The sequence below is a fragment of the Peptoniphilus ovalis genome (assembly GCF_018919265.1).
GTDB classification, from domain to species: domain Bacteria; phylum Bacillota; class Clostridia; order Tissierellales; family Peptoniphilaceae; genus Peptoniphilus_A; species Peptoniphilus_A ovalis.
Genome location: NZ_JAHLQO010000001.1, coordinates 400,465 through 425,458, shown reverse-complemented (window position 1 = coordinate 425,458; position 24,994 = coordinate 400,465). Strand labels below are relative to the sequence as shown.

Here is a 24,994-nt window from a genome sequence, read left to right as displayed (position 1 = left end):
ACTAGATGCACTTTGGGGACTGTCCCTGGCAGGTTTGCTTCGGGACTGTCCCCATTTTTAGAGCGAGTCGAAAATGGTGTCAAATTCATAGCAGGCTGCCCTTTAATGATAGTAAATTGAGTGTGAACACAAGATTTACGTTCTTTACAACGAAATCGACTGAAAGGAAGATTGAGTTGAAAAGGATCAACGGCACAGCGAGGGCTGTCTGCTTCTTTTGATGTTTTTTACTTGCGAGGACAGCTCTGAAAGGCATCCCTCTTGCATCCTTTTTTCACTCTTTTTAATCTTTCTTTTTTCTAAAACGGGGACGGTCCCCTTTTTAACCTGTCAGGGACAGTCCCCATTTTCTATTTTTTCCTCTAAGACTTCTCCATTTGCAATTTTTTCAATGATTTCAAAAAGTTTATCAATATCCTTTCCTTGTTTTTTGACTAACTTTAAATCTTTTTTAAATTTGCTAGTATATTTTATTTCATATTTCAAGAGAATTCCTCAAATCTTCTATGCTATTAAAACCCTTGATACTATTATCCTTTGCTATTCTTTTGGCTTCTTCAATAGCTAATAAAGTTTCTTCATTAGGTATATCTAGTTTCAATTCAAAAGGAATTCCATTTTCTCTAATACTTGCTCTTAAAAACATGTTTACAGCAGTTGACATATTTAACCCAAGTTCTGAATAAATCTTTTCTGCTGTCTCCTTTATTTCTTTGTCCGTGCGTATATTTAAATTTGTTGTGGACATAATCTCATCTCCTTATTATTAAGATAATAATATTTCAAAATTCGTATATTGTCAACACACTGTACTTACAATTTTACTTTTATTTTATTATTGCGAACTGTCCTTTAATGGTAGCGAGACGAGTGTCGAAGACACGAGATGAGCGGTTTTCACAATGAAAGCGACTGAAAGGAGCTTGAATTGATGAAAAACCTTATCCAGGGAGCTAATAAAATGCGACTGGGTAAGGAGCATTTTAGAGCGAGTCGGAAATGGTATCGAGACGAATGTCGAAATTCATAGCAGGCTGCCCTTTAATGATAGTAAATCGAGTGTGAACACAAGATTTACGTTCTTTACAACGAAATCGACTGAAAGGAAGATTGAGTTGAAAAGAATCAACGGCACAGCGAGGGCTGTCTGCTTCTTTTGATGCTTTTTCACTTGCGAGGACAGCTCTGAAAGGCATCCCTCTTGCATTCTTTTTTCCCTCTTTTTAATATTTCTTTTTTCAAAAACGGGGACGGTCCCCTTTTTAACCTGTCAGGGACAGTCCCCAGGCACGCAGCATCCACTTTCAGTGCTCTTGTTCCCGAATGCGGCTGGGTATTTTGGGACTGTCCCATATCTCATATTAAAAAAATAGATTAAGTAGAAAAAATACTTTATTAAAAAGTAAACTTTATGAAACTTGGGACTGTCCCATTTCCCTTTTCTTGCTGCTTCTTTTCATGCTGTTTTATTTGCGAGGACAGCCCCTTCTTATTGACAAAATATAGTTTTTTATAATGTTTTTCAAATTGATAAATTTTAAAATAATAACAAGGGACAGCCCTCATAAACAAGATCTATACAAAAGGTAAAACAGGTTGACCTCTACGATCAACCTGCTTTGCATAAATATTTTAAATTGTACAAAAGTACTTTGAGTATTTACAACTTTTTTAAGATTATTTACACTTATATTCTCAAGACCCGTCTTTCGATTTGTTAAAATTATCAATATCCTTGGTCAATTATATTTTGAATAAGTCCTTGGCACTTTCCGCAGTCTTCACCTTGACCAGCGCCAGTTCTTTCCATAATTTCTTCTAAAGAATTAACTCCAGATTTAACTAAATCTTGAACAGTTTTCATTGAAACTTCTCCACATCCACAAAGACTTTTTAAAATATATGGGATATGTTCCTTACAAGTTTCACATTCACCACAAACGCCTGCTTTTTCCTTTAGTTCATCTAAAGTTCTTGCGCCTTCCATCATAGCGCCTCTTACAGCTTTGTAAGAAATATTATTTCTAGTACATACTGTTTCTATATTACTTGCCATTCTTTTTTCCTCCTAAAATAAAATTATACCTATTTTATTATATATTAATTTTGTCCACTTTCCAATATGATAAATTAATTTAATATAATATAAGTTCTTGATATAATGATAAAGAAAGAAAAAACTTCTCGCTAAATTATAAAAGGAGCAAATTATGAAAAGTAAAAGGAAGAAAAACATGATAATTTTAGTAATTCTCGCATTAATCATAGTTCCCATTCTATACAGCATGAACACAAAAAATCCACCTGGCACCAATGTTTCTAGCCAGTTTCAAAACGTGGACTTAGACTTTTTCTATGACTTGACTTATCTTAAAAACAATAACAGAAATCACGAAATGAATATTTTTGACGAAGAAATGAAATTAATAAATGAGGCTGAAAAGTTTTTAATAATTGATTTGTTTTTATTTAACGACGAATACAACAAAGATGTAGAATATCCAAACCAAGTGGAAAAAATGACAGACCTATTAATAACAAAGAAAAAAGAAAATGCTGACATGCCCATACTTTTTGTAACTGATCCAATTAATAATTTTTACGGAGCCTATGAGCAAAAGAATATTAAAAGACTTCGAGAAAATGGAATTGATGTTGTGGTGACAGACCATGACAAAATGCGTGACTCCAATGTCTTTATTTCTGGCGGATACAGAGCTTATCTTAAACACTTTGGTACAGCGGGACCAACTTGGATTCGAAATTTCTTTCAAAAAGACGGACCAAAAGTAAATCTTCGCTCCATATTAAAACTTGCAAACTTTAAGGGCAATCACAGAAAAGTTTTAATATCAGAAAACAATGCAATAATAGCATCTGCAAATCCACACGACCCAAGTGCATATCATGAAAATGTGGGAGTGAAATTTAAGGGAAAGCCTATGGAAGATTTAATAGCATCAGAATTGATATTTTTCGAAAATGGTCCTGAAATAATAAAAAATTATAGAGCAGAAGAAGTTGCTAAATCAGATGAAAAACTTAGAATAATTTCAGAAGGCGAAATTAAAAAAGCGATAATGGAAAATATTGAGAAGGCTGAAGCTGGAGATAAAATCAATGTAGGAGTATTTTATATCAGCGAATTTGAAGTGTTAAGAGCACTAGGAAATGCCAGCGACCGTGGAGTTGATGTGAAAATTATCGCCGACTTAAACAAAGATGCCTTTGGACTTGAAAAGAATGGAACACCAAATAGACCAGCACTTACAGAGTTAAAAGAAGACTTTCCAAAGCTTGAGATAAAATTTTACAACACATCAGGCGAGCAGTATCACAGCAAAATGATTTATTTTGAAAATGAAAATCGAGAAAATGTGGCAATACTTGGATCAGCAAATTTCACAAGAAGAAATTTAGATGACTTTAATTTAGAAACTGATGTTGAGATAATGATGAATGAAAATTCAAAGATAGATGAAGAGATAAAAAATTATTTCGCAAGAATTTGGAATAATGAAGACGCACAGTACACTGTACCTTTAGAAGAAAATAAAGAAGAAGGATTGTTTTTGAGAACAGTTTGGAAGGTGCAAGAAAAAACTGGACTATGCACGTGGTAATGGTAGCGAGAAGAGTGTCGTACTTTGGAGACTGAAATTCATACTTTGGGGACTGTCCCTGGCAGGTTTACTTCGGGACTGTCCCCATTTTTAGAGCGAGTCGAGAATGGTAGCAAGATGATTGTCGAAGACACGAGATGGAATCCTTGGCAGGCTGCCCTTTAATGATAGTAAATTGAGTGTGAACACAAGATTTACGTTCTTTACAACGAAATCGACTGAAAGGAAGATTGAGTTGAAAAGAATCAACGGCACAGCGAGGGCTGTCTGCTTCTTTTGATGCTGTTTCACTTGCGAGGACAGCCCCTTCTTTTATCTTCTTATTTCTTCTTTATTAATTCTTTTTCATTCTAATGTTTTTTATCGACAACAAGGGACAGCCCTCTTAGTCTTTTTTATTCCTAATATTTAATAAGAACTACTTTTTAATTGAAGAATCTTCATAAATAATTTTCATAATCTCAGTAATCATATCATAATCAGATAAAAGACAAACTTCCTTACCTTCAATCTCGCCATAAAAGGAATAATGGAACTTACCTGTATTTCCATCTCTTTCAGAATCATACATGTATAAAGTATCTTCATTATTTTTATTCTTAAACACGATAATTAAACTATTCTTATCAGGAATGGAATCGTAGCTGTTTCCAATATCAGAAATATCTAAATCTGAAAGCAAGTTTTTAATTCTATCCTTTTTCTTCTCATCATCTTTGGAATTAAAAATCTCAACACTTGAAACCTCTTCCTCATTATCTATAATCTTCACAGAAAACTCATTAAACTGATATCTCTCACCAGTCTTGAAAACAATCTCCTCCCCTTTGCTACAGCCAGTTAAAATAAATATTATAGAAATTAAAAGCAATAATTTTTTCATAACTACCTCATATTCTTAAACTCTCTAAGTCTTGGAACTAATTCGTTATAGAGCTTATCGCTCATCTCTGCTTGAAAATCTGCATATTTGTCCCAATTTGATTTATCATAACAATTTTCATCTTCTAATACTACATCAATTCTTGATAATTTTTTATCTTCTAATTTATTCCATGACAATTTGAAACCTAAATTGTTTTCAATTTCTTCTTTATCTTTAAATAAATAATCAAAAGCTGCTTTATTATATTCTTTGTCAGATTTGTCTAATATCATTGAAACTTTAACCATACTCCTATAAAACCAACAGAAAATTCCAAAACCACCTATTCCAAAAGAGCCTATTATCCAAGTACCTGAGCCTTTATTAACATTTGTAAAAAGATTATTCTTTTCGTTTTTCTCTTTAATTATAGGGAGTGCATAGCTCCAATACTCTTCTTTTATTAAAAATTTGTCACTTACTACACTTTTTCTATCGCCCAAATAAAATACAAGATTTTCTAAATCCTCATCATACAATTCAAACAATTCTCTTAAAATCTTGACCTTCATATTTGTGCTACTATTAGTATTTGCAAAAATATTGTCATCAATCTTTTCAAAATTATTAAATCTTTCACTAGAAATTGAAAAACTATATGACAAAATATCATTCTCATCTCTATTGGCAATATCAATCAAAATAGACTTGTCTTCTTCATGAAGCGTTCTTATAACAGTAATAAAAGCATCGACCCATGTACTTGTATCAATTTCATCTCCTCGAAAATTAATCTTCACAAGATTTCTACCACTCAAATTGTATTCCTCATCAGCTAATGAACAATAATCAAGTTCCCTGGCTTTAGGCTTAAAATTAGAAATAGGATATCTCCAAATCTCATTAGTTGCCATATCAAGCATACTCTTATGTCTTTTTATAATCTCATCTTCATTCCAAGAATCGATAAGTGCCAAGCCTTGATTCATTCTAAGTCCACTGTTCTTAAAACCATGCTCTGCATCTCTTTTCTTCTCAAAAGAGGAATTGCTCATATCAGAATTGTAGCCAGTAAGTGTTAGATTGCCAAGCTTATGAATCCACTTGTCGTGAATTTCTTCAGCATTTTCACCTAATTCATCTATCCAAGACTTATTTAACTTTTGAGGCATAATATGCTCAATACTATAAGTCCCTTCATCAAGATGATTGTAGACATCCTTAGTCTCAACGGTGTTGAAGTTTTCAAACTTATTAAACAAATAATTCTTGTATCTACCACGCATTAAATAAACTTGTTTAGCATCAAGACTTTCATAAAACTCGTCATCATCTGGAAATCTTCCGCTGTCCCTTTTATTCATAAGATTATAATTTAATTTCTCAACATAATCATCACAAGTTCCATCATATCTAAGTATCTCTCTGTTTAAATTTAAAAAGATTTTATTAAGTGCATTAGTTGCAACATCGCAGATATTTCTTCTAAATAAATAACTTTCAACAACCTTAAAAATTTCAACAAGCTCATCAGTAGATAATTCACCCTTGTCATTTAAGTTAAAAATCTCCATAAAAAATGGTTCAGTTACAGTAATCTCAAGCCTTTTTAAATTAAATAAAATCCTGTCGAGATTCTTGCTATCAAGACCACTTTTTCCATCTAAAAGTTTTTCATAAAACTTAGAATATCTAAGCATATCTTTTAACAAATCCTCAAGAGAAATATCAGACTTATTTACATAATTTTTAAATTCCATATAAACCTTAGACATAGTGGGAGTGCGATTAGTCTTAATGCTCATGTAATTTCTCACAAAGCTGTCTATGTTTTTCTTTGTAAATTTATCGATTTTAACCCAATAATTGTCATAAAACCTAACCTGTTCTGCTGGAGATAAATTCATAAGGATAAAGTTTCTAATCTTATCACCTTCGCTAAGTGCAAGACCAGTTGAGTTTAAACTTTCAAAAATAAGTTGTGCATCATCATATTTATCCAAGCTTATAGAAATAATTTGAAGTCTTTTAATTGCATCATAAAATTCATCGACATTATTAAAATCTTTTTTAATCCTATCGTAAAAATAATTATAATTAATAGTTAAGTTGGAATTTTGTATGTATTCATCATCACTACCTAAAATTAAAACTTTAAGAGCTTCTCTATCCTTTTCAATGGGAATAAGTTTAATCATATTGTCTTTTTCTGCCCATTTAGAAATAATATAAACTTCTAAAATTTGATTAGCCAAATCATTGTAATTAGATTCAAGCTCGCCCTTCTTGATAAGGTTTGAAATAGCGAGAAGAAGAAGGGTAATAGTAGTAAGTCTTTGTTGACCATCAATTATATGAATATTAATATTAGAACCGACTCCGTGAGCTTCAGAAACAATGCTTCCAAAGAAGTGATTTTCCCTATTATCTTTTATTAGACTTAAAAGATCATTGTACAATTGCTTACAGTTTTCAATTCTCCAATCATAACTCCTTTGATAAACTGGAATAATGTATCTATTGTTTACACCCTCTAAAAAAGATAGAAGTTGAGTAGCACCACCTTGCATAATTACCTCCTTAATTATTATTTAATATAATTATATTTTAGCATAAGAGTATTAAAGCAAAAAGTAGATGGAGTTGACAATATGGGGATGATCTCTTTGTTACCCATACGGGGGCTGTCCCTTTTTATTATTTTGTTGTTTTCTCTTATAGCTTTTCATCTAAGAATTATGTTTTCAAATTTTAAAAGGGGCTGTCCCCTTTCCTTTGTTGCTGCTTCTTTTAATGCTGTTTCACTTGCGAGGACAGCCCCTTCTTTTATCTTCTTCTTTCTTTTTTATCAATTCTTTTTCATTATAATGTTTTTTATCGTCAACAAGGGACAGCCCTCTTAGATTGATTTTCCAGGTATTGTCCTACACACCACACCTTGCGTAAAAAGTTTTCTATTCTGTTGGGACTGTCCCCTTTGTTATGTTCTATTATTATTTGTTAATAGAATGCATTTATTAATTTTGTAACTTTTTCTAACATGGGACAGCCCCAAGCTCCATAAACCTAATTCTTTTACAAATTATTATCAACCTAAATTATTTTTATTTTTTATTAGGTCTGGGACAGTCCCAAAAATCTACCAACTGCTTCTTCTCATGCTCTTTCAACTTGCGAGGACAGCCCCTTTTTTTATCTTCTTCTTTCTTTTTTATTAATTCTTTTTCATTCTAATGTTTTTTTATCGACAACAAGGGACAGCCCTCTAAGATTTGATTTTCCAGGTATTGTCCCACTCACCACAAACTGGGGCTGTCCCTTGCTTTTATTTTGTTGTTTTCTCTTATAGCTTTTCATCTAAGAATTATGTTTTCAAATTTTAAAAGGGGCTGTCCCCTTTCCTTTGTTGCTGCTTCTTTTAATGCTGTTTCACTTGCGAGGACAGCCCCTTCTTTTATCTTCTTCTTTCTTTTTTATCAATTCTTTTTCATTATAATGTTTTTTATCGTCAACAAGGGACAGCCCTCTTGAGACAATCACATAAACAAAAAGCAGATAATCCAAAAGGACCACCTGCTTAATAATAATCATAAATTTTGTCTCAAACTTTTATAAATCTCAGGTATAAATAATCCTAAGACTTCTTTTTTCATATCTTGATCGTTTAAAAGCATTGTGAAGAAGTCTTGATTTTGATCAAGTCCCTTTACAAGTGCATCATTTACATTAGAAAAATATGAAAATCTAAAGTCATCTTCTGTGTTATTCTTCGCAGAAGTTCTAAGTTTATCTGACTTCATCATAATGTCCTTAATTTGATAAATTGCAGACATTGCAACATCAACATCAAAGTCCATGCCGCTCTTTGCGTTTATCTCTTCAAGTATTTCCGATAACTTCCTTATCTTGTCCTCAGGCGGAGCAAATCCACCAGCACTTGCTATATTTACGAAAGGTTTAGGAATGTTTTCTTTGTTAAACTCTCCAATCTTTTCTTGATTAAAGTTTTCGGCAGAAATTTTGCCCTTGAGGTCAAATCCTCCTCCGCCACTTCCTATGTTTAACAAATCAAGCAAATAAGAGATAAAGATGTATTTCTTATGCACTTCTTTGTCTTCAAAGCAAGATACTTGAATCAAATATTCATAGAATCTCTTAAAACCATTCATAGTTGATTTTAATTCCATGAAATGATCTTCTTCTAAACCTCTCACATTCTTTTCAGTTTTTCTTAGGATAAATAATAGCGACTTCTTCTCAGTTGGTGTAATATTTTTCTTTCGTTCTTTAAATATAAGCTCGTTAAATCTCTCCACATCAAGAGGATCTATCACATTATAAGCATCAATAGTAACTACAAGCTCATGAATCCTGCCTGGAGTTATGTCATTTGCAAGAATTGTAGTTGTGTAATAAGGTGCAAAGGCATTTTTGATATCATCGTAGTCATTTTCAAAATCCAATACAAAAACTTTCTTGTCATAAGGCGGACAAACTCTATTAAGTCTTGATAAAGTTTGAACAGCATTAACTCCCCTTAGCTTTTTCATGACATACATTGCACAGAGCTTCTTTTGATCAAAACCAGTTTGATACTTATTCGCCACAATCATCACATTGTAATTATCAGAATCAAAGGCATTTGGCACATCGCTTTCGCTCATCTTGTTGATGCCTACTTCAGTGTAGACAGTTTCATCATCTTCTAAGATGACTTTCCCAGAAAAGGCAACAAGAGCATTGATATCATAATACTTATGGTCTGCAATATATTTTTCAAAGGCTTTCTTGTACTTCACTGCACCTTGTCTTGAAGCAGTAACAACCATTGCCTTTGCTTGACCACCTAGACCATTCATCACATTATTTCTAAAGTGCTCAATAATAACTTGCACCCTTTGTGTAATATTAGTGTCGTGAAGCTCGATAAACCTTGCGATTTGTCTCTTAGCATCAGAAGTTTCAAGCTCAGGATCATCTTTAACAGCTTTATTAATCTTATACATAGTCCTGTAAGTAGTGTAGCTTGCCAGCACATCTAATATAAAACCTTCCTCAATAGCCTGCTTCATAGAATAAAGATGAAAAGCTTCGTACTGACCGTATCTATTGAGCCTTCCAAACATTCTAAGAGTAGTAGGCTTTGGAGTTGCAGTAAATGCAAACATTGAAACATTGGATTGCTTGCCAGATCTTTTAATCTCATCGATTATCATGTCATCTTCATTCTCATAATCAAAATCATCAGAACCAAGAGACTTTGTAACAGCCTGCATATTTCTGCCAGCAGTAGAAGAGTGAGCCTCATCAATAATAACAGCAAACTTTTTATTCTTTAAATTTCTAAGCTCATCAACCACATAAGGAAATTTTTGAATAGTTGTGGCAATAATCTTGGTGTTAGATTCAAGTGCAATCTTTAAATCATTGGAATTAGAATTATCATCTAAAACTCTAATAAGCCCATGAGCATGATCCAAACCTAAGACCGCCTTTTGAAGCTGTCTATCTACAACAACTCTATCTGTAATAATGACAATACTGTCATAGATAACCTCATTGTCATCATCGTGCACAGAAACAAGTCTGTGGCTAAGCCATGCAATGGAATTAGTCTTGCCAGATCCAGCACTGTGCTCGATTAAATAATTAAGACTGGTCTTATTGACCTTGACATCAGCTAAAATCTTTCTAATAAGATCAAGTTGATGATACCTTGGGAAAATCACAGTTTCTTTGATAGAAGTCTTTCCAGTTACATTATCCACAGACTCTGCCTCTTCAATGAAAATAAATTTGCTAATGAGTTCTAAGATTGTATCTTTCTTTAGAATATCCTCCCACATATATGAGACAGAATACTTATCATCAAAGATTGGATTGCCGGCACCAGTGTTTACGCCCTCGCCTCTACCCATGTTAAAGGGCATAAAGAAAGTTTTCTCCTTGTCAAGCTTAGTAGTCATAAAAACATTTGAAGTGTCCATTGCAAAATTAACAAGAGCACCACTCTTCCACAAAAATAATCTTGACTTAGGGTCTCTTTCCAATCTATATTGACAAATAGCATCTTCAACACTTTGCCCAGAAAACTCACTCTTTAGTTCAAAGGTCATAATTGCAAGACCATTTAAAAATATAACCACATCAACTCTCTCATCATCTTTGGGAGTGACCTCTTGCATCACGGAAAAAATATTGTTCTCATACTTTTCGTTTAAATCTTTATTAAAATCAGTGGCAGGTCTTGTGTACATTAATTCAACTTTTCTATTAGAAATTTCAAAACCATTTTTAAGAGTGTTTAAAAGAGAACCATGTTTTTTAGTGATTTCATTATTTATAAAGCTTGTAATAGTTTCTTCATAATCATCTTTAAAAACTTTCTTTAATTCTTCCACGACCTTAGGTTGAGTTGATTCAAGAAATTTAAAAAGAATTTCTCTATCCATTGCAAAACTTCTGTCAAAATTATCATTCTTTCTCTCTATATAACCATTTAAAACAAGCTCTTTTATAAACTCTTCTTGAAACTCATATCTTTCGTTAAATAAACTCTTCACTTGGCACCTCCTTCTTTCCAGTAACATATTCATAGATGAGGGATTTTTTATATTCCTCTAGGATTTCAAGTTGCTTTTCTTTGGCTTGGATAGATTCGTCTATTGTTTTAGTTTTTTTGTCGAGGTAGTCGACTATTTCTTTTTGTTCTTCTATCGAAGGATAGGTAAATTTAAAGTTGTAAAAATCTTTTTGATATAAATGTCTAATAGTACTATTTCCTGAATCATTTAATTCAAACCATAATTCAAATTGAATAGATTGTAATAAGTAATACATGTATCTATCTATATATTTATAATTACCTTGATTTCTCATTACAAATACGCCACTATTTAAAGTTACTTTGCTAGGGCAATTTCTAACTATCGCAAGTTTTCCAATTGTTCCATCCTTAGTTATTAATAAATCATTTTCTTTAACTTGTATATTTCTATCTAAGTGAAATCTTTCTTCAGATACTCTTACGCATGTACTCCAGTTAACATATCCATTTTTAAAGTCTGTTCCAGTAATTAGATAAGGTAAATTTTCATCATATAAAAATTCATCTGACCTTAATCCCTGCCAACCAATTCTCGCCTTCAGTAAGGCTACATCTTTTATTCTTGGTGTCTTCCAATGTTTTGGAATTTCTCCAATCCATTCAATCCCCGAATCTTTCATTTCCACGTTTTTATCGAGACCCTTTGTTACTGCCTCTGTGATGACAGATTTCTTATATTCTTCAAGCTTTTTAATCTCTTGATTTATAGTTAATGTAATTGATTTTATATCATCTAGATACAAGTTCAGTTTATCGACAATCTTTTTTTGTTGTATTAAATTTGGTAATGGAAACTTTAAACTTCCCATCATTTTTGTAATATCAAGATTTTGTATTCCCGTTGTTTGATTGAAATATAAATTTGAACCACCCATCCCATAAAAAGAATAAAAGCAATATTGAGCATACATTGGTGAAATTTTGGAACTATCTACCCTTAATCTTTCAATAAAATTTGCATATAATGCTTCAATATCTTCATCCCAAATTACAGTTCGTCCTACAGGAGTTTTTTCTCCTCCTCCTGATTTTTCTACAAGAATGTCTCCTTTATTTAAAGTATATTTAATAATTTCTCTTTTTTTGTAATTTCTTATAGTGAATCCTTTATCTTTATTAACAATCATTTCTGGATAGTTGAAATCGGCTATTCTTATACATATTCTATTATTAGTAATATCTTCGTAATTCTCTTCATTACCCCAAACACCACCTTGACGATCAACAATTAAATACTTTAATAATGAAACTTCCCAATCCTCAGGTATTTCTCCAATCCATTCTATTCCCGAATCTTTCATTTTCCTTGTCATTGTATCTCTCCAAAAAGATTCTTCACCTTTTCATTTACTAAATCTTCTAATTCTAAAAATTCTCTTTCCAATTCCTCTGAAGGTCTTGGTGCTTCGTACTCATAAAAGTATCTTGTAAATGGTATTTCTGCTCCAGTTTTTATTTTAGGATTCTTCGCATATACATCTTCTTCAAAGAATGCCACTGCATCAGGTATATGTGGCAGCACTTCTCTATTCATGTAGTCATCTATATTTTCTCTTATATTTACTATTTCTGTGTCCTTAGTGTCTTTGTCATAGACTACATTTCCCTTTTTGTCCCTTTCGATTTTTGCTTCTTTATCCATTAGGGAAAGTCCATCAAGGATTTTGTTAAAGTCTTTCTTGTCTATGTCGTTATTTAAATGCCCAAGCACATCTCTTAACACTGGTTCAAATTCTTCTTTAGAAATGTATTTTTTGTCAGATATATTTTCTCTTAGTTTTTCAAATATTTTTTCATAAACTTTTTCATTTTCATTGAACTTTTCTAAGTTTTTAATCTCTGTTCTTTTTAATTTCTCTCCACTTGCTTCTTTTTCTAGGAGTTCAGTATGCTTTGCTTCGTTATAAAAGCTATCAAGAGTACCTGATGTAAGTAAGTTTTCTAATCTCTCTTCATCGATTTTATAAGATCTTTGAAGTGGCTGCATCACTGTGTATTCTCTGTAGATAAATTCTCTATTGTCGTGTATTTGAGATTTTTTATTTTCTTCAAAGTCTGAGTATAGTTTTGTAATTATTTTTCTATCTTCTTCTGTAAATTCTTTTCTCTTATTGCCCAGTGATTTTCTAAGTGTATGATAGATTTCTGTTGCATCGATTAGCTGAATCTTTCCCTTTCTTTCTTCTCTTTTATTCTTTGAAAGTATCCACACATATGTTGCTATGCCCGTATTGTAAAATAAATCTGTTGGCATTGCTATTATTGCTTCGATTAAATCTTCTTCAAGTAGCCATCTTCTTATTTGGCTTTCGCCTGATGATACTCCTCCATTAAATAGTGGAGAACCATTTGTAATGATTGCCGCTCTTCCTATGCCTTCTGCCATTTTGTCCACTGCTGATTGCATAAATAGAAGTTGTGAGTCGCCGCCTGCTGGAAGTCCAACTCCCCATCTTCCTTTTTCGCCCTTTGCATGTTCTTCTAGCACTGCTTCTTCTTGACCAGTTTTTGAATCTGCACCCTTCCATGGTGTGCCGAAAGGTGGGTTTTCTAGTAAAAATCTCATCTCAACATCTCTAAAGCAATCTTCTTTTAATGTGTCTGCGTGTTTGAAGTTGTTGGCATCTTGTCCTTTTATTAACATTTCTGCCATTCCAACTGCGTAGGATTGCCCCATAAATTCTTGACCGAATAGTCTTATATCTGCTAATGGATTTAGTTTGTGAAGGTAAGAATATGCTGTGGAAAGCATGCCCCCTGTTCCGCAGGCTTGATCAAGTACTGTTATAACCTTGCCTTCTTGATACACATCGTCGCATCCTTCTGCTGTTAGGACTGATACCATCATCTTTATAATGTCACGACCTGTGTAAAACTGTCCGGCATCTACGTTTTGATAAAATCTGCCTATTAGATTTTCAAATATGTATCCCATTTTTATTGGATCGAAGTTTTCTTCTGACAAATCTAATTCTGAAAATGCCTTCACTACATTGAATAGACATTTTTCTTTATTCATTTTTTCAATATGTGTATTTATTTCTAATTGTTCAAGTATATCTATTACATTTGCAGAGAATCCTTCTATATATGCTTTAAAGTTTGCAGCGATATGGTCGGGGTCGTTGACAAGTTCTTTTAAGTTAAATCTTGATGTGTTGTAAAACTGCTTGCCAGATATTTGATACATGGCAAAGGCTGGATAATTTTTATTTTTTTCGTAAGTTTTTACTACTTCTTCCTTTGTATCTTCTAAGACACATTCAAATCTTCTTATTATTGTCATGGGGATTATTACATCGCCGTACTTGTCTGGCATGTAAACTCCTCTTAATTTATTTGCTATACCCCATATAAAGTTTGCCTCTTGTGATATGTCAACTGGGATGTCTTCCCATACTTCTGTTGAAATTAAATTTTCTTTCAATTTAATTCTCCTTTATATAAATTTATTGAAAACATTGTTTTTTTAATTATATCATAATGCTTTTATTAAAAATTTTGATTTTGTTTTCGTTTAATTTTTATTTGAGATATTCTTCATAAGTTTTATGAAAATTTGGGACAATTTGGGACTGTCCCCTTTCTTATTTTTTTATTTATGCTAATAATCATCATAAACTTATAAAATTTAAAAAACTACTCATGCTTGGGACTGCTGTGTGCCCTGTGGGTATCCCAGACCTATGAAAATTAATTGCATTAGGTACTATACCATTTCAAAATTATTAATTATTATTTCTTTTCAATAAAAAAATAAAGATTTTTAAACTATATGATATAATGTAATTACCATAAAGAGAAGGCGAGAGACAAGCTCATCGACCCTTCAGCAACCTACCAATTGGCAAGGTGCTAACGCTTGAACGATGGATACATATTTTGCATCCATCAGACGATGGGTGCTTTTTTCTTCTCTAATTTTAAGGAGGATGAAATGTTATTAGAAGTTTATTATGAAAATTATGAAAAAAATTGCAAAGGTGCTTACTGGGATGAGGAAAAAATCTTGCCTTATGCTGTTAGGGAGGCTGATTTTTATAAGAGGGAGAAGTTTTATAGGTTTTTAAAACATTGTGGTTTTAGATGTGTTACTTGGAACTATGATTATCCTGTTGTTCTTGTAAATATAAGACTAAGAAGATTTGGTTTAGTTTATCGTGCATGCAGGCACTCTTCTCTTGATGATTGTAAACTTTATTCTCTCGAGGAATTTTTGATTAAGTTTAATAAGTACTCTGAATTTTTATCTTTTAAATAGTTTTTAGTCACTTTTAAATTTATATTTATATTAATCATTTCTTCTATTTTATGTTATGATATGAACATTATTAATTTATATAAGGGGGAAATGATGGAAAAAAAGACGGGATTTACTGGACAACTTGGCTTTGTTTTTGCTGCAGCGGGTTCTGCTGTTGGTGTAGGAAATTTATGGAGATTTCCATATCTTGCAGCGAAAAATGGTGGAGGGGTATTCCTCTTAATTTATCTGGTGCTTGTCCTTACAGTAGGTTTTGTACTTTTGACTACTGATCTTGCCATAGGTCGTAAGACTGGAAAGAGTGCTATTTATGCTTATGAGAGCATGAGAAAGAAATGGAAATTTTTAGGTATTATTACTTTTATTGTGCCAGTTCTTATTATGACTTATTATGCTGTTATCGGTGGTTGGATTGTTAATTATATTATTTTGTTTTTGACTGGTAAGGTTGATATTGCTTCACAAAGCGATACTTTTTCTAATTTTATTTCTTCGCCAAATTCTGTTTGGTTTAGTTTATTCTTTATGCTACTAACTTCTTTTATTGTCTACGGTGGTGTAGAGAAGGGTATTGAAAGAGTTTCTAAGTTTATTATGCCAGTGCTTCTTTTTATGGTTGTTGGCATTGCTATTTATTCTCTTACTTTAAAGGCAACTGCTCCAAATGGCGAGATTAGAACTGGTATTGATGGTCTTATGGTTTATTTAAAGCCTGATTTTACTGGGATGACAGTTGGGAGATTTTTGCAGATTTCTCTTGATGCTATGAGTCAGCTTTTCTTTTCTCTTAGTGTTTCTATGGGTATTATGATTACTTATGGTTCTTATGTGAGAAAGGATGTGGATCTTTCTAAGTCTGTTTCAATGATAGAGATAATGGATACTGGTGTTGCTTTTCTGGCAGGTGTTATGATTATTCCGCCTGTTTTTGTATTCCTTGGTTTGGAAGGTATGAGCGCAGGGCCTGGTCTTATGTTTATTTCTCTTCCTAAGGTATTTGCACAGATGGGACTTGGCGGCAGAATTATAGGTTTTGTATTTTTTGTTCTTGCTGCTTTTGCTGCTTTGACTTCTTGTATTTCTGTTTTGGAATCTATTGTTGCAAATTATATGGAGATTTTAAATGCACAGAGAAAGAGAGCCACTGTTGTATTATCTATTGTTTATTTAATTGCCACTGGTGTTATTGCTCTAGGTTATAGTACTTTTTATGTAGAGGTTAATCTGCCTAATGGTACTACTGGTCAGCTTTTAGATATTATGGATTATATTAGCAATAGTTTTATGATGCCTTTTATTTCTCTTCTTTCTTCTATTTTAATCGGATGGATTATGACTCCGCAGTGGGTTATTGATGAGATGGAAAGAGGAGGCAAGAAGTTTTCGAGAAAGAGGCTTTATGCAGTGATTATTAAATATTTCTGTCCAGTTATTATGTTTATTTTATTCCTTCAATCAACAGGTGTTTTTTATTTGTTGAAGGGATGATTTATGGAGTGTCTTTTTGATGCTCCTTTTTTATTTGGGCGAATTTGTAAGTTTTTAAGAAACAAGATGACAAATTGCTTTGCTTAGACCAAGCACAGCAAAGGGACCGTCCCCGATATCTCAAAAACAAGAGGGCAAAAATAATTAAACAAGAGGGCTGCTCTTTAATAGTAGGGGACTGTCCCTGACCAAGTCAACAAAGGGACCGTCCCCGATATCTCAAAAACCAGAGGGCAAAAATAAATAAGCAAGAGGGCTGCACTCGCATAGGAACAGTGGGATACCCACAGGGCACGCAGCAGTCCCGAAATAAACCTGTCAGGGACAGTCCCAAGTTTCATAAAGCTTATTATTTAATAAAGTATTTTTTTACTTAATCTATTTTTTTAATATGCCATTTGGGATACCCACAGGGCACGCAGCAGTCCCCGAAATCCCGCAGCAGTCCCCAAATACCCATGAAAATAAGCAGACAGCCCTAGCTGTTCCGTTGGTTCTTCATCGCCTCTAATTTCGCTACGCTCATTAATCGGCGTGAAGAATACAAATTAAAATTTGCTACCACTTCTTTAATATTCACTTTTCTCGCTTTTTTCATAATTGGCTCAATAAAAAAAACAGGCGATGATTATAATCGCCTGCAAATTAAAATATTATCTTTTTTCTAAAAACTTTCCTTCTTTATTATTTAAGGCATCGGCCATTCGTACAAGTCCTTCTTCTAAATAACTTCTAGGGCAAGCTAGATTAAGTCTAACCATTCTATTTGCGTTATCCACAAAGGATTTGTCCGCTTCTATTAATACTCCAGCTTTTTTTGCAAAGAACAGCTCAACATCTTCATCTTCTTCAAAGTAATCTATAAAGTCAACCCAGCCAAGGTAAGTAGCTTGAGATGGAGAGATTTTTGCTTTTGGAAGTTTTTCTTTTATAAACTCATTCATAAATTTAAAGTTTTCATCTAAATATTCTGTAAGTGCTTCAAGCCAAGCTCCGCCCTTTTCGTAAGCTGCAATTGTTCCTTCAAGGCTAAGTGGATTTAATAGTCCCATGGCTTCTTTTTCCACTTGCGTCTTACTTTTTCATCTCTTATAAATATTGCAGATTGTTGAAGTCCTGCAAGGTTAAATGTCTTTGATGCTGCCATGCAAATTGCAAGTTTTTCATAATCGGGCAAAATCTTTGCAAATGGCACATGCTTTGGGGCATCTTTTCTTCTCAAGTCGCAGTGAATTTCATCTGAAATCATAAATACATCGTGTTTTTTCACAAGTTCTGCAACTCTCTTCATCTCTTCTTCAGTCCAAACTCTTCCAGTTGGATTGTGTGGTGAACAGAAGATAAATAATTTTACATCATCTCTTGCCAACTTTTCGTCAAGGTCGTCGAAGTCAATTGTGTATCCACCTTCGCCATCATAAATTAAATCGCTTGTGATGTAATCTCTATTCATTCTGTCGCAGCAAAGTGCAAATTGTCCGTATCCTGGAGTTTGAAAAAGTGCCTTTTCATCTTCTTTAAGCACATATTTTATAATTCTTTCAAGTGCCGGGATAACTCCTTCACTTGTCAAAAGTTCTTTTCTTTCAATTTCCCAACCATATCTATCTTTGCACCATTTTTTAATTGCGTTGAATAAACTGCCATCATAATTTGATGTGTAACCTAAGATTTCTCTATCAAGTCTATCTCTTATTGCGTCTAGAATTTCTGGGGCACATGCAAATTCCATATCAGCAACCCACATGTGGATGAAGTCATCTGGACCATAAGGTAGGTCTAAATTTTTTGATGAACCAAAGATATATGATTCATAGCCTTCTAGCTTCATTGCATTTGTATTTCTTCTGTCTACTTTTTTATCAAAATTATACATGTTTACCTCATATTTCTAATAATTATTTTTCTACTACTTCATATCCTTTGTCTTTTAAAATTCCTGTAATTGATTCATCTGGAACTAAATGTGCTGATCCAACTAATACGAAGTAAGTGTTTTTGCCATCTTGTTTTAAAAGTTTTTCTATTTTTTCTGCCATATTTGCATCTCTTGTTTCTACAAGGGCGTTGTTAAATTTAACTGAAGCATCATCACTTTTTTGTCTAAAAGATCCAGCTATAATTTTTTTATCTCCCTTAATCCAAGATTCAAGCATTGCATCAAGTTGTGCATTTATATTTTTATATCCATTATTTTCAATTTCTTCGACACTATCTTTAATCATAGTGATATAAGTTTCTTTGTCAAAGCCAGAAAGTAAATCTCTTTGGAATTCAATACTTTCAAGCTCGCCAACCTTTATTCCATTTAATAAAGCTTGTGATATGAAATATGATTCCACACCAAAGGCTGCGTTGCCAGTTTCACCACTTGGATCAATTGAAAGTGAATTTACAACTGCCCATGGTCTCATTTTTCTTATAGATTCTTCTTTAAGTCCAAGATTTCCAAAGATTTTTACAACTTTTGCATATAGTTCATCTCCTAAATCATCTTTAAGAGTAGTGTTATCTTTGTAATACATAGCTTCTTGCATAATCTTTGCAGCATTAGGATTAGTTAAGTCAACTTCCATATATATTTTTTGTGATTTTTTAAGTGAATCGATAATTTTTCCATCTATTGGATACATTTCATTTTTTCCAACGTGAATTGATCCAAGCATATATATTGTGTTGTCCTTATTTTTTACTTCATAGAAAAATCCCTTTGAAGTCTTGCCATTTTCTTGGAGAACTCCATTAACTGTTCTTGCATAAAGTGCAAGTGCTTCTTGTAGTGGAATTTTTGAGTTTAGATATTTTTCGTCACTTTCTCCTCTAAATATTTTTTTATCTTGTAAGTCTTTAATGCTAAATTCTTCTTTGTTTAGAAGTCTTGATATTGAGTTTAGCACTTCAATTCTTGTGAGATTTTTAAATTCAAAGACTCCGCCAGTTTTAATATCTCTTTCAGTTAGCTTTTTATTTGAAAGTTCGTTTAATTTCTTTAACTCTTCAAGCTTTGCTTCTTTTTTATAATCTGTTCCATCGTAGAATCTTTCATTTGGGAATATTCCCATAAATTGAGCTTCGTTTAAGTCCGCAGTTGCCCATGGACTAAATGTTGGAAGTTTTAAAGTTTGTTGAGTTTGTTGAGTTTCTTCGACTTTAGTATCATTTGTATTAGGGACCTTTTTTGCACCTTCAGCAAATGTAGGAATTACAAGTGCTGGAGCAAGCACAAATAGCACCATTATATTTTTAAGTTTCTTTTTGTTCTTTTTAATAAATTTTGGAAAATTAATTTTAATCATTGTCCACCTCATAAACTTTTCTCAATTTTTCAATTAACAATTCATTTTCATCTTTACCCAGAATACAAAATCTAAAAAATGAATTATCTAGATTCTTAAATGTTTTGCAGTCTCTAATTATTATTTTATCTTCAATTAGTTTCTCGCGAAGAGCTGTAGAATTAGGCCCATCTAAAATCTTTACAAGTATAAAATTTCCATAGCTTTCAAAGGCTCTAAGGTTTTTAATATCTTTTAAATCTTGTAAAATTTTCTCCCTTTCAGTTTTTATAAAATTAAAAACTTTTTCAATATATTCTTTATCTGAAAACATAACTCTGCCGCAGATATCTGCAGCGGAATTTATCTCCCATAAAGTTTCGTTTTCTTCGTAGTTTTTGAGCAGTTCTTTATTAGAAGTAAGCCCATAACCAAGCCTTATTCCTGGAAGTCCAAAAAATTTTGAAGTACCTCTTACTACAATAATATTTTCATAATCATCAATTAGCTTAGTTGAAGAAAAAATTTCCATATCAGTAAATTCCACATAAGTTTCATCTATTATCAAATTTACTTCTGTTTCTTTTAGTATCTTTTCGATTTCATCTCTTGTAAAAATTGTACCAGTTGGATTGTTTGGATTTGCAAACACTAAAAGATTGACTTTATTTTCATGTATTGCAAGAATTATCTCATCTACATCAACTTTAAAATCTTTAGATTCTTTTAAGTTAAATTCAAAAACTTCTGCACCAATGGATTTTAATTCCCTTTCATACTCTGAATAGCAGGGAGATAAAATCATTGCCCTTTGTGGAGAAAAGAATTTAATAGAATCCTTTAAAATTTCTGTGGAGCCAAGTCCCAATACAATGTTTTTGCTGTCCACAGATGTGTAATTTGATATTGAGTTTTTAAGATCCACATAGTCCACATCGGGATATGCAGCTAGGAGATTTAGATTTTCTTTCAAGAAGTCCAGTGCTTTTTTGCTTGGACCAAGAGGATTGATATTGGAAGAAAAATCCATTATCTCATTTAAATCTATATTATTTTTCTTTGAAATTTCAAAAATGTTAGCTCCATGACTATTCATTTAAACACCTCTTTTATATTTTACCCAATTGAATATAATATTATTTTATTATACACAAATTTGGGTAAATGTAAATTAAGGACAAAACCTTATTGGAGGCAAAATGAATAACTTTAGAAATGATTATAAAGATTTCGGCTCACCTGAAATCTATAGAGAAATAGAAAAATTATTCGACGAAAAAATTTCTGGATATGGAAAAGACTCTTTGTCAAATGAAGCAAGAGAATTAATTAAAAAAGAAGTGGGTCGTGACGCTGATATTGAATTTATATCTGGTGGAACTGCCGCAAATATTTTGGCGACAACTTTTGTATTAAGACCTTATGAAGCAGTCTTATCTTGCGAAAGTGGACACATCACTCATCACGAAACTGGCTCCATTGAATCAACTGGACATAAAGTTGTCACAGTTCATTCAGAAGACGGCAAGATAAAACCATCTCAAGTAAATGAAGTGATTAAAAAACATTCTTCAGAAGTTGATGTAAAGATAAAACTTGTCTATATCTCTCAGACAACTGAACTTGGCACAGTTTACAGCCTTGATGAGATTAGAGAAATTTATAAAGTTTGTAGAGAAAATAATTTATATCTATACATTGACGGTGCAAGACTTGCCCATGCAATGGCTGCAAATGGCACAAAGATTAAAGACTACGCAGAAATTTGTGATGTGTTTACAATTGGCGGCACAAAAAATGGTGCAATCTTTGGTGAAGCTATGATTCTTGTAAATGATGATATGAAAGAAAATTTCAGATATTATTTAAAGCAAAAAGGTGCAATGATGGCAAAGTCATTTTTAATTGGACTATCCTTTAAGGTGCTTTTCACAGACAATTTATATTACAAAAATGCCAAGAAGGCTTATGAAGCATCAAGACTTTTAAAACAAGGACTTCAAAAGAAAAATCGCGAAATAGTTTTTGCAGAGTCCAATCAAATTTTTATCAAATCAAGTCCAGAAGAAATTGAAAAATTAAAAGTAGATAATGAATTTGAAATAGAAAATGAAGAGAAGTCAATAATTAGGCTTGTCACTGATTACAAGACAAGCGATGATGATATAAGGGGATTTTTAGAAAGTTTAATTTAGGAGGAAATTATGTTAAAGAAAAATATGATTGTAGAAGAAGCAGTTAGGGAAAATCCAAAGGTAATGAGTAGACTTGTTGAACTTGGAGTTGAGTATGATTTTATAGCACTTGAAGAATTGGGAGCAGTGTTAGAATCTGAAAACATTGACTTTGACGAATTTTTAGAATCAATTGGAGAAGTTCAGTTTGAAGACATGGATAGAATTTACAAGATGAATGCAGAAGAAATCGTGAATTATATAGTAAATGAAATTCACCCATATGAGCTTGACTTAGTTGAACAAATTGATGAATTATTTAGAAAAGCAATCAAGAAATACTATAGAGAAAGAGGAGAGCAATTATTTGTAATCTACGAAGTTCTACTTTTAATAAAGGCTGAGCTAGTATCACACTTTGCAAGTGAAGAAGAATACGAATTTAAAGATTTACTAGCTGGAAAAGATGTGGACTTTGAAAACTTACTTGCAGAACACGAAAAGACAATTGGACTTTTCGATAGAATTAAATATCTAACAAGAGATTACAAGATGAATGCAGAAGAAGAGGAAGTGCTTGAACTCAATAAATTAATGGAAACACTTGATGTGGATACGAGAAGACATATATTTATTGAAAATGAGATTTTGTTTAAAATGTGAGATTTGATTAAAAGGACTTATATAAGTCCTTTTAAATTTTCCTAAATTTTAATACTGGCTTTTAAGAATAATTTACTAATGTTTAATAATTTATATTATTAATTAATTCTCAATTTTTAATAATAGCCACCTCTCTCCAGGATAAGAAGGAATTATAAAATGATATAAAAAAGAAAAAAAGAGCCTATATCCTTTTGTAATTGCTTAAAGCTTTAACTAAATATATAATATAAAGAAAAAGGAGGCTTTAATGAGGTGCAATAATTGTGGTTACGAAAACCTAGACACTGCAAGTTTTTGTGAAAATTGTGGAAGCAAATTAAATAATACTTATAACGAAATCGAAAATTCCTACCCAGCAAAGAAAAAGTCAAATGCAGGAAAAATTATAGCAATAATAGTTTTAATTGGAGTAATTATAGCGGCTGGAATTTTCTTTGTTTTTAATGGAATGAAAAATAAGGAAATTAAAAAACTGGAATCTTCCCTTGAAGTGGAAACTCTTAACAAAAATTACGAATCGATGAAATCTCTAAATAAAGAACTTTATGATTTAACTGGAGATAAAAAATACTTATCAGAAATTGAGAGAATAAATTCTATAAAAGAAAGCGAAGAAAATTTACAAAATACAAAAGATTCAATTGAAAACAATAATTTTGAAGATGCACTACTCGCTTTAAAAGATATGGAATCGGCTGAAGAAGTAAATGAAACCGAAGTCTCAAATCTAAGAAAAAAGCTTGTGAATAGATTAAATTCACAAATCACTAGTAATAATGAAAGTGGAGAATATAGAGCATCGGCTACACTTCTTAACAATCTTTTAAGTATTGAGCCAGAAAATGAAAATTTTAAAAATCTTCTTCAATCAGTAAATGATGCTGAAGCTGCACATAATGCAGAAGTTCAAAAGCAAGAAGCAGAAAAGAAAGCACAAGAAAGAAAGGCTAAACAAAATGCCAATAAAAAATCTTTAACAGACATTGGTGCAGGACTTGTTGGCAAGACCATCTATGTTTCAGCACAAACTGCAAATATAAGATCAGGACCTGGTACAGAATATACAAATCTTTATACAATTTATAAGGGCGACGGAGTTTATGTAGCTTCATACACAGTTAATTCTAAGGGAATACTTTGGTTAAACACTGGTGATGGCTGGGTTTCATATAAGAATTTCGATGGAAGTTTAAAGTATTAAAATTTAAGAGGACATTATGTTAAATGAAATAGATAAACTAATCAAAGAAATTAAGGAAAAAGAAAATAAAATTTCAAAAGAAACTCTTGATAGAATTAGAGAAGATTTAAATATAAGATTTACCCATGAATCAACTAAAATTGAGGGAAATACTCTAACTATTTATGAAGTTAAACAAGTTCTTGTTGATAAAGTTGCAGTTGGTGGAAAAGATTTAAGAGAAATCTTTGAAGTAATTAATCATGAGAAAGCTTTTAATTATGTTTTTAAATCTATTGAAGAAAAAAGGGATTTGTCAGAAGAATTAATCAAAGATATTCATGAGATTTTATTAGATAATATTTTTCAAGTAGGAATTTATAGAACTGAGAATGTGAGGATAACTGGTGCTAGTTTCTCTACTCCATCTTGGGATAAAGTTAGAGATGAGATGAAATTTTTTATTGATGAATATAAAAATAAATCAAAAGTGCTTCATCCAGTAAACTTAGCAGCATGGGTGCATGGAGAGTTTATAAGAATTCATCCCTTTGTAGATGGCAATGGAAGATGTGCAAGACTTATCATGAATTTCGTGCTTCTAAAAAATAACTATCTTCCCATAATTATTCTTGCTTCTGAAAGAGCAAGGTATTACGAAGTCCTAGATAAGTTTGGAAAAGATGGAGAACAAGAAGAATTATTTAAATTCATTGAAGAAAAAGAATTACAAAGTATTAAGGAATATTAAGGCGAGCGAGGGCTCGTCTTTTTTATACCAATGTGCTCGATGTGTTCGTATGTTCTTAATTTTAATCTCAATACCCACTTGAATAAATTTCTAATTAGTGT

The 24,994-nt window shown here is 32.2% G+C and carries 20 protein-coding genes and 1 riboswitch; of the genes, 7 read left to right on the top strand and 13 right to left on the bottom strand.

Features of this window, described 5'->3' with window-relative positions; genetic code table 11:
* Nucleotides 1-330 precede the first annotated feature (330 nt).
* The 3 genes from KQI68_RS01940 to KQI68_RS01930 all read right to left on the bottom strand — a co-directional run bounded on the left by KQI68_RS01940 (nt 331) and on the right by KQI68_RS01930 (nt 2,056).
* Nucleotides 331-486, bottom strand: a complete 156-nt coding sequence (locus KQI68_RS01940) for a type II toxin-antitoxin system mRNA interferase toxin, RelE/StbE family (RefSeq protein WP_216548406.1) — start codon at nt 484-486, stop codon at nt 331-333.
* The gene (locus KQI68_RS01935; RefSeq protein ID WP_216548404.1) at nt 476-748 is read right to left on the bottom strand and encodes a type II toxin-antitoxin system RelB/DinJ family antitoxin; all 273 of its coding nucleotides are present in this window, start codon (nt 746-748) and stop codon (nt 476-478) included. The genes KQI68_RS01940 and KQI68_RS01935 overlap by 11 nt, the downstream gene beginning before the upstream one ends.
* A 978-nt stretch (nt 749-1,726) precedes the next feature.
* Nucleotides 1,727-2,056: a (2Fe-2S)-binding protein gene (locus KQI68_RS01930; RefSeq protein WP_216548402.1), complete on the bottom strand. Its 330-nt coding sequence runs from the start codon at nt 2,054-2,056 to the stop codon at nt 1,727-1,729.
* A gap of 154 nt (nt 2,057-2,210) precedes the next feature.
* On the opposite strand from KQI68_RS01930, the gene KQI68_RS01925 reads away from it, so the two are divergent.
* Nucleotides 2,211-3,623 (top strand): phospholipase D-like domain-containing protein, encoded by a 1,413-nt coding sequence (locus KQI68_RS01925; RefSeq protein ID WP_246541209.1) that lies wholly within the window; start codon nt 2,211-2,213, stop codon nt 3,621-3,623.
* Nucleotides 3,624-4,041: 418 nt separating this feature from the next.
* On the opposite strand, the gene KQI68_RS01920 is transcribed toward KQI68_RS01925, so the two are convergent.
* The 6 genes from KQI68_RS01920 to KQI68_RS01900 all read right to left on the bottom strand — a co-directional run bounded on the left by KQI68_RS01920 (nt 4,042) and on the right by KQI68_RS01900 (nt 14,522).
* Nucleotides 4,042-4,506 carry a lipoprotein gene (locus KQI68_RS01920; RefSeq protein ID WP_216548400.1) on the bottom strand — a complete coding sequence of 155 codons (465 nt, stop codon included), beginning with the start codon at nt 4,504-4,506 and terminating at the stop codon, nt 4,042-4,044.
* A gap of 2 nt (nt 4,507-4,508) precedes the next feature.
* Nucleotides 4,509-7,058, bottom strand: coding sequence for a DUF4268 domain-containing protein (locus KQI68_RS01915; protein WP_216548398.1), 2,550 nt, complete (start codon nt 7,056-7,058; stop codon nt 4,509-4,511).
* A gap of 859 nt (nt 7,059-7,917) precedes the next feature.
* On the bottom strand, nt 7,918-8,052 hold the full coding sequence (locus KQI68_RS10410) for a hypothetical protein (protein WP_281422228.1): 135 nt from the start codon (nt 8,050-8,052) through the stop codon (nt 7,918-7,920).
* Between the two features lie 23 nt (nt 8,053-8,075).
* Nucleotides 8,076-11,051 carry a type I restriction endonuclease subunit R gene (locus KQI68_RS01910; RefSeq protein WP_343221636.1) on the bottom strand — a complete coding sequence of 992 codons (2,976 nt, stop codon included), beginning with the start codon at nt 11,049-11,051 and terminating at the stop codon, nt 8,076-8,078.
* Nucleotides 11,035-12,408, bottom strand: coding sequence for a restriction endonuclease subunit S (locus tag KQI68_RS01905; RefSeq protein WP_216548395.1), 1,374 nt, complete (start codon nt 12,406-12,408; stop codon nt 11,035-11,037). The genes KQI68_RS01910 and KQI68_RS01905 overlap by 17 nt, the downstream gene beginning before the upstream one ends.
* Entirely contained in the window at nt 12,405-14,522 is a 2,118-nt protein-coding gene (locus KQI68_RS01900; protein WP_216548393.1) for an HsdM family class I SAM-dependent methyltransferase, read from the bottom strand. The genes KQI68_RS01905 and KQI68_RS01900 overlap by 4 nt, the downstream gene beginning before the upstream one ends.
* A 362-nt stretch (nt 14,523-14,884) precedes the next feature.
* A riboswitch (SAM riboswitch) is annotated at nt 14,885-14,971 on the top strand.
* Nucleotides 14,972-15,032: 61 nt separating this feature from the next.
* On the opposite strand from KQI68_RS01900, the gene KQI68_RS01895 reads away from it, so the two are divergent.
* Both KQI68_RS01895 and KQI68_RS01890 read left to right on the top strand, forming a co-directional pair.
* Complete coding sequence (locus KQI68_RS01895; RefSeq protein ID WP_216548391.1) at nt 15,033-15,356, top strand: hypothetical protein; 324 nt, start codon at nt 15,033-15,035, stop codon at nt 15,354-15,356.
* 93 nt (nt 15,357-15,449) lie between these two features.
* The gene (locus tag KQI68_RS01890) at nt 15,450-16,847 is read left to right on the top strand and encodes a sodium-dependent transporter (protein WP_216548390.1); all 1,398 of its coding nucleotides are present in this window, start codon (nt 15,450-15,452) and stop codon (nt 16,845-16,847) included.
* Between the two features lie 653 nt (nt 16,848-17,500).
* On the opposite strand, the gene KQI68_RS10305 is transcribed toward KQI68_RS01890, so the two are convergent.
* The 4 genes from KQI68_RS10305 to KQI68_RS01875 are packed head-to-tail and all read right to left on the bottom strand — an operon-like array spanning nt 17,501 to nt 21,218.
* Nucleotides 17,501-17,899 (bottom strand): beta C-S lyase family protein, encoded by a 399-nt coding sequence (locus KQI68_RS10305; RefSeq protein ID WP_246541208.1) that lies wholly within the window; start codon nt 17,897-17,899, stop codon nt 17,501-17,503.
* Nucleotides 17,887-18,723: a MalY/PatB family protein gene (locus tag KQI68_RS01885; RefSeq protein WP_246541207.1), complete on the bottom strand. Its 837-nt coding sequence runs from the start codon at nt 18,721-18,723 to the stop codon at nt 17,887-17,889. The genes KQI68_RS10305 and KQI68_RS01885 overlap by 13 nt, the downstream gene beginning before the upstream one ends.
* 22 nt (nt 18,724-18,745) lie before the next feature.
* Nucleotides 18,746-20,143: a TraB/GumN family protein gene (locus KQI68_RS01880; RefSeq protein WP_216548388.1), complete on the bottom strand. Its 1,398-nt coding sequence runs from the start codon at nt 20,141-20,143 to the stop codon at nt 18,746-18,748.
* Nucleotides 20,136-21,218 carry a pyridoxal phosphate-dependent aminotransferase gene (locus KQI68_RS01875; RefSeq protein WP_216548387.1) on the bottom strand — a complete coding sequence of 361 codons (1,083 nt, stop codon included), beginning with the start codon at nt 21,216-21,218 and terminating at the stop codon, nt 20,136-20,138. The genes KQI68_RS01880 and KQI68_RS01875 overlap by 8 nt, the downstream gene beginning before the upstream one ends.
* A 103-nt stretch (nt 21,219-21,321) precedes the next feature.
* On the opposite strand from KQI68_RS01875, the gene KQI68_RS01870 reads away from it, so the two are divergent.
* The 4 genes from KQI68_RS01870 (at nt 21,322) to KQI68_RS01855 (ending at nt 24,893) form a co-directional block, all read left to right on the top strand.
* Complete coding sequence (locus KQI68_RS01870; RefSeq protein WP_216548386.1) at nt 21,322-22,317, top strand: threonine aldolase family protein; 996 nt, start codon at nt 21,322-21,324, stop codon at nt 22,315-22,317.
* Between the two features lie 9 nt (nt 22,318-22,326).
* Complete coding sequence (locus KQI68_RS01865) at nt 22,327-22,959, top strand: hemerythrin domain-containing protein (protein ID WP_216548385.1); 633 nt, start codon at nt 22,327-22,329, stop codon at nt 22,957-22,959.
* Between the two features lie 250 nt (nt 22,960-23,209).
* A complete protein-coding gene (locus tag KQI68_RS01860; protein ID WP_216548383.1) occupies nt 23,210-24,163 on the top strand; it encodes a zinc-ribbon domain-containing protein in 954 nt (317 codons plus the stop codon).
* A gap of 16 nt (nt 24,164-24,179) precedes the next feature.
* Complete coding sequence (locus tag KQI68_RS01855; protein ID WP_216548381.1) at nt 24,180-24,893, top strand: Fic family protein; 714 nt, start codon at nt 24,180-24,182, stop codon at nt 24,891-24,893.
* The last annotated feature ends 101 nt before the right edge of the window (nt 24,894-24,994 follow it).

Bases quoted from the DNA above. Each gene is read 5' to 3' on its own strand.
- KQI68_RS01935 (WP_216548404.1), bottom strand. From the start codon at position 748: ATGTCCACAACAAATTTAAATATACGCACGGACAAAGAAATAAAGGAG.
- KQI68_RS01930 (WP_216548402.1), bottom strand. From the start codon at position 2,056: ATGGCAAGTAATATAGAAACAGTATGTACTAGAAATAATATTTCTTAC.
- KQI68_RS01925 (WP_246541209.1), top strand. From the start codon at position 2,211: ATGAAAAGTAAAAGGAAGAAAAACATGATAATTTTAGTAATTCTCGCA.
- KQI68_RS01920 (WP_216548400.1), bottom strand. From the start codon at position 4,506: ATGAAAAAATTATTGCTTTTAATTTCTATAATATTTATTTTAACTGGC.
- KQI68_RS01915 (WP_216548398.1), bottom strand. From the start codon at position 7,058: ATGCAAGGTGGTGCTACTCAACTTCTATCTTTTTTAGAGGGTGTAAAC.
- KQI68_RS01905 (WP_216548395.1), bottom strand. From the start codon at position 12,408: ATGACAAGGAAAATGAAAGATTCGGGAATAGAATGGATTGGAGAAATA.
- KQI68_RS01895 (WP_216548391.1), top strand. From the start codon at position 15,033: ATGTTATTAGAAGTTTATTATGAAAATTATGAAAAAAATTGCAAAGGT.
- KQI68_RS01890 (WP_216548390.1), top strand. From the start codon at position 15,450: ATGGAAAAAAAGACGGGATTTACTGGACAACTTGGCTTTGTTTTTGCT.
- KQI68_RS10305 (WP_246541208.1), bottom strand. From the start codon at position 17,899: ATGGGACTATTAAATCCACTTAGCCTTGAAGGAACAATTGCAGCTTAC.
- KQI68_RS01885 (WP_246541207.1), bottom strand. From the start codon at position 18,723: ATGTATAATTTTGATAAAAAAGTAGACAGAAGAAATACAAATGCAATG.
- KQI68_RS01880 (WP_216548388.1), bottom strand. From the start codon at position 20,143: ATGATTAAAATTAATTTTCCAAAATTTATTAAAAAGAACAAAAAGAAA.
- KQI68_RS01875 (WP_216548387.1), bottom strand. From the start codon at position 21,218: ATGAATAGTCATGGAGCTAACATTTTTGAAATTTCAAAGAAAAATAAT.
- KQI68_RS01870 (WP_216548386.1), top strand. From the start codon at position 21,322: ATGAATAACTTTAGAAATGATTATAAAGATTTCGGCTCACCTGAAATC.
- KQI68_RS01865 (WP_216548385.1), top strand. From the start codon at position 22,327: ATGTTAAAGAAAAATATGATTGTAGAAGAAGCAGTTAGGGAAAATCCA.
- KQI68_RS01860 (WP_216548383.1), top strand. From the start codon at position 23,210: ATGAGGTGCAATAATTGTGGTTACGAAAACCTAGACACTGCAAGTTTT.
- KQI68_RS01855 (WP_216548381.1), top strand. From the start codon at position 24,180: ATGTTAAATGAAATAGATAAACTAATCAAAGAAATTAAGGAAAAAGAA.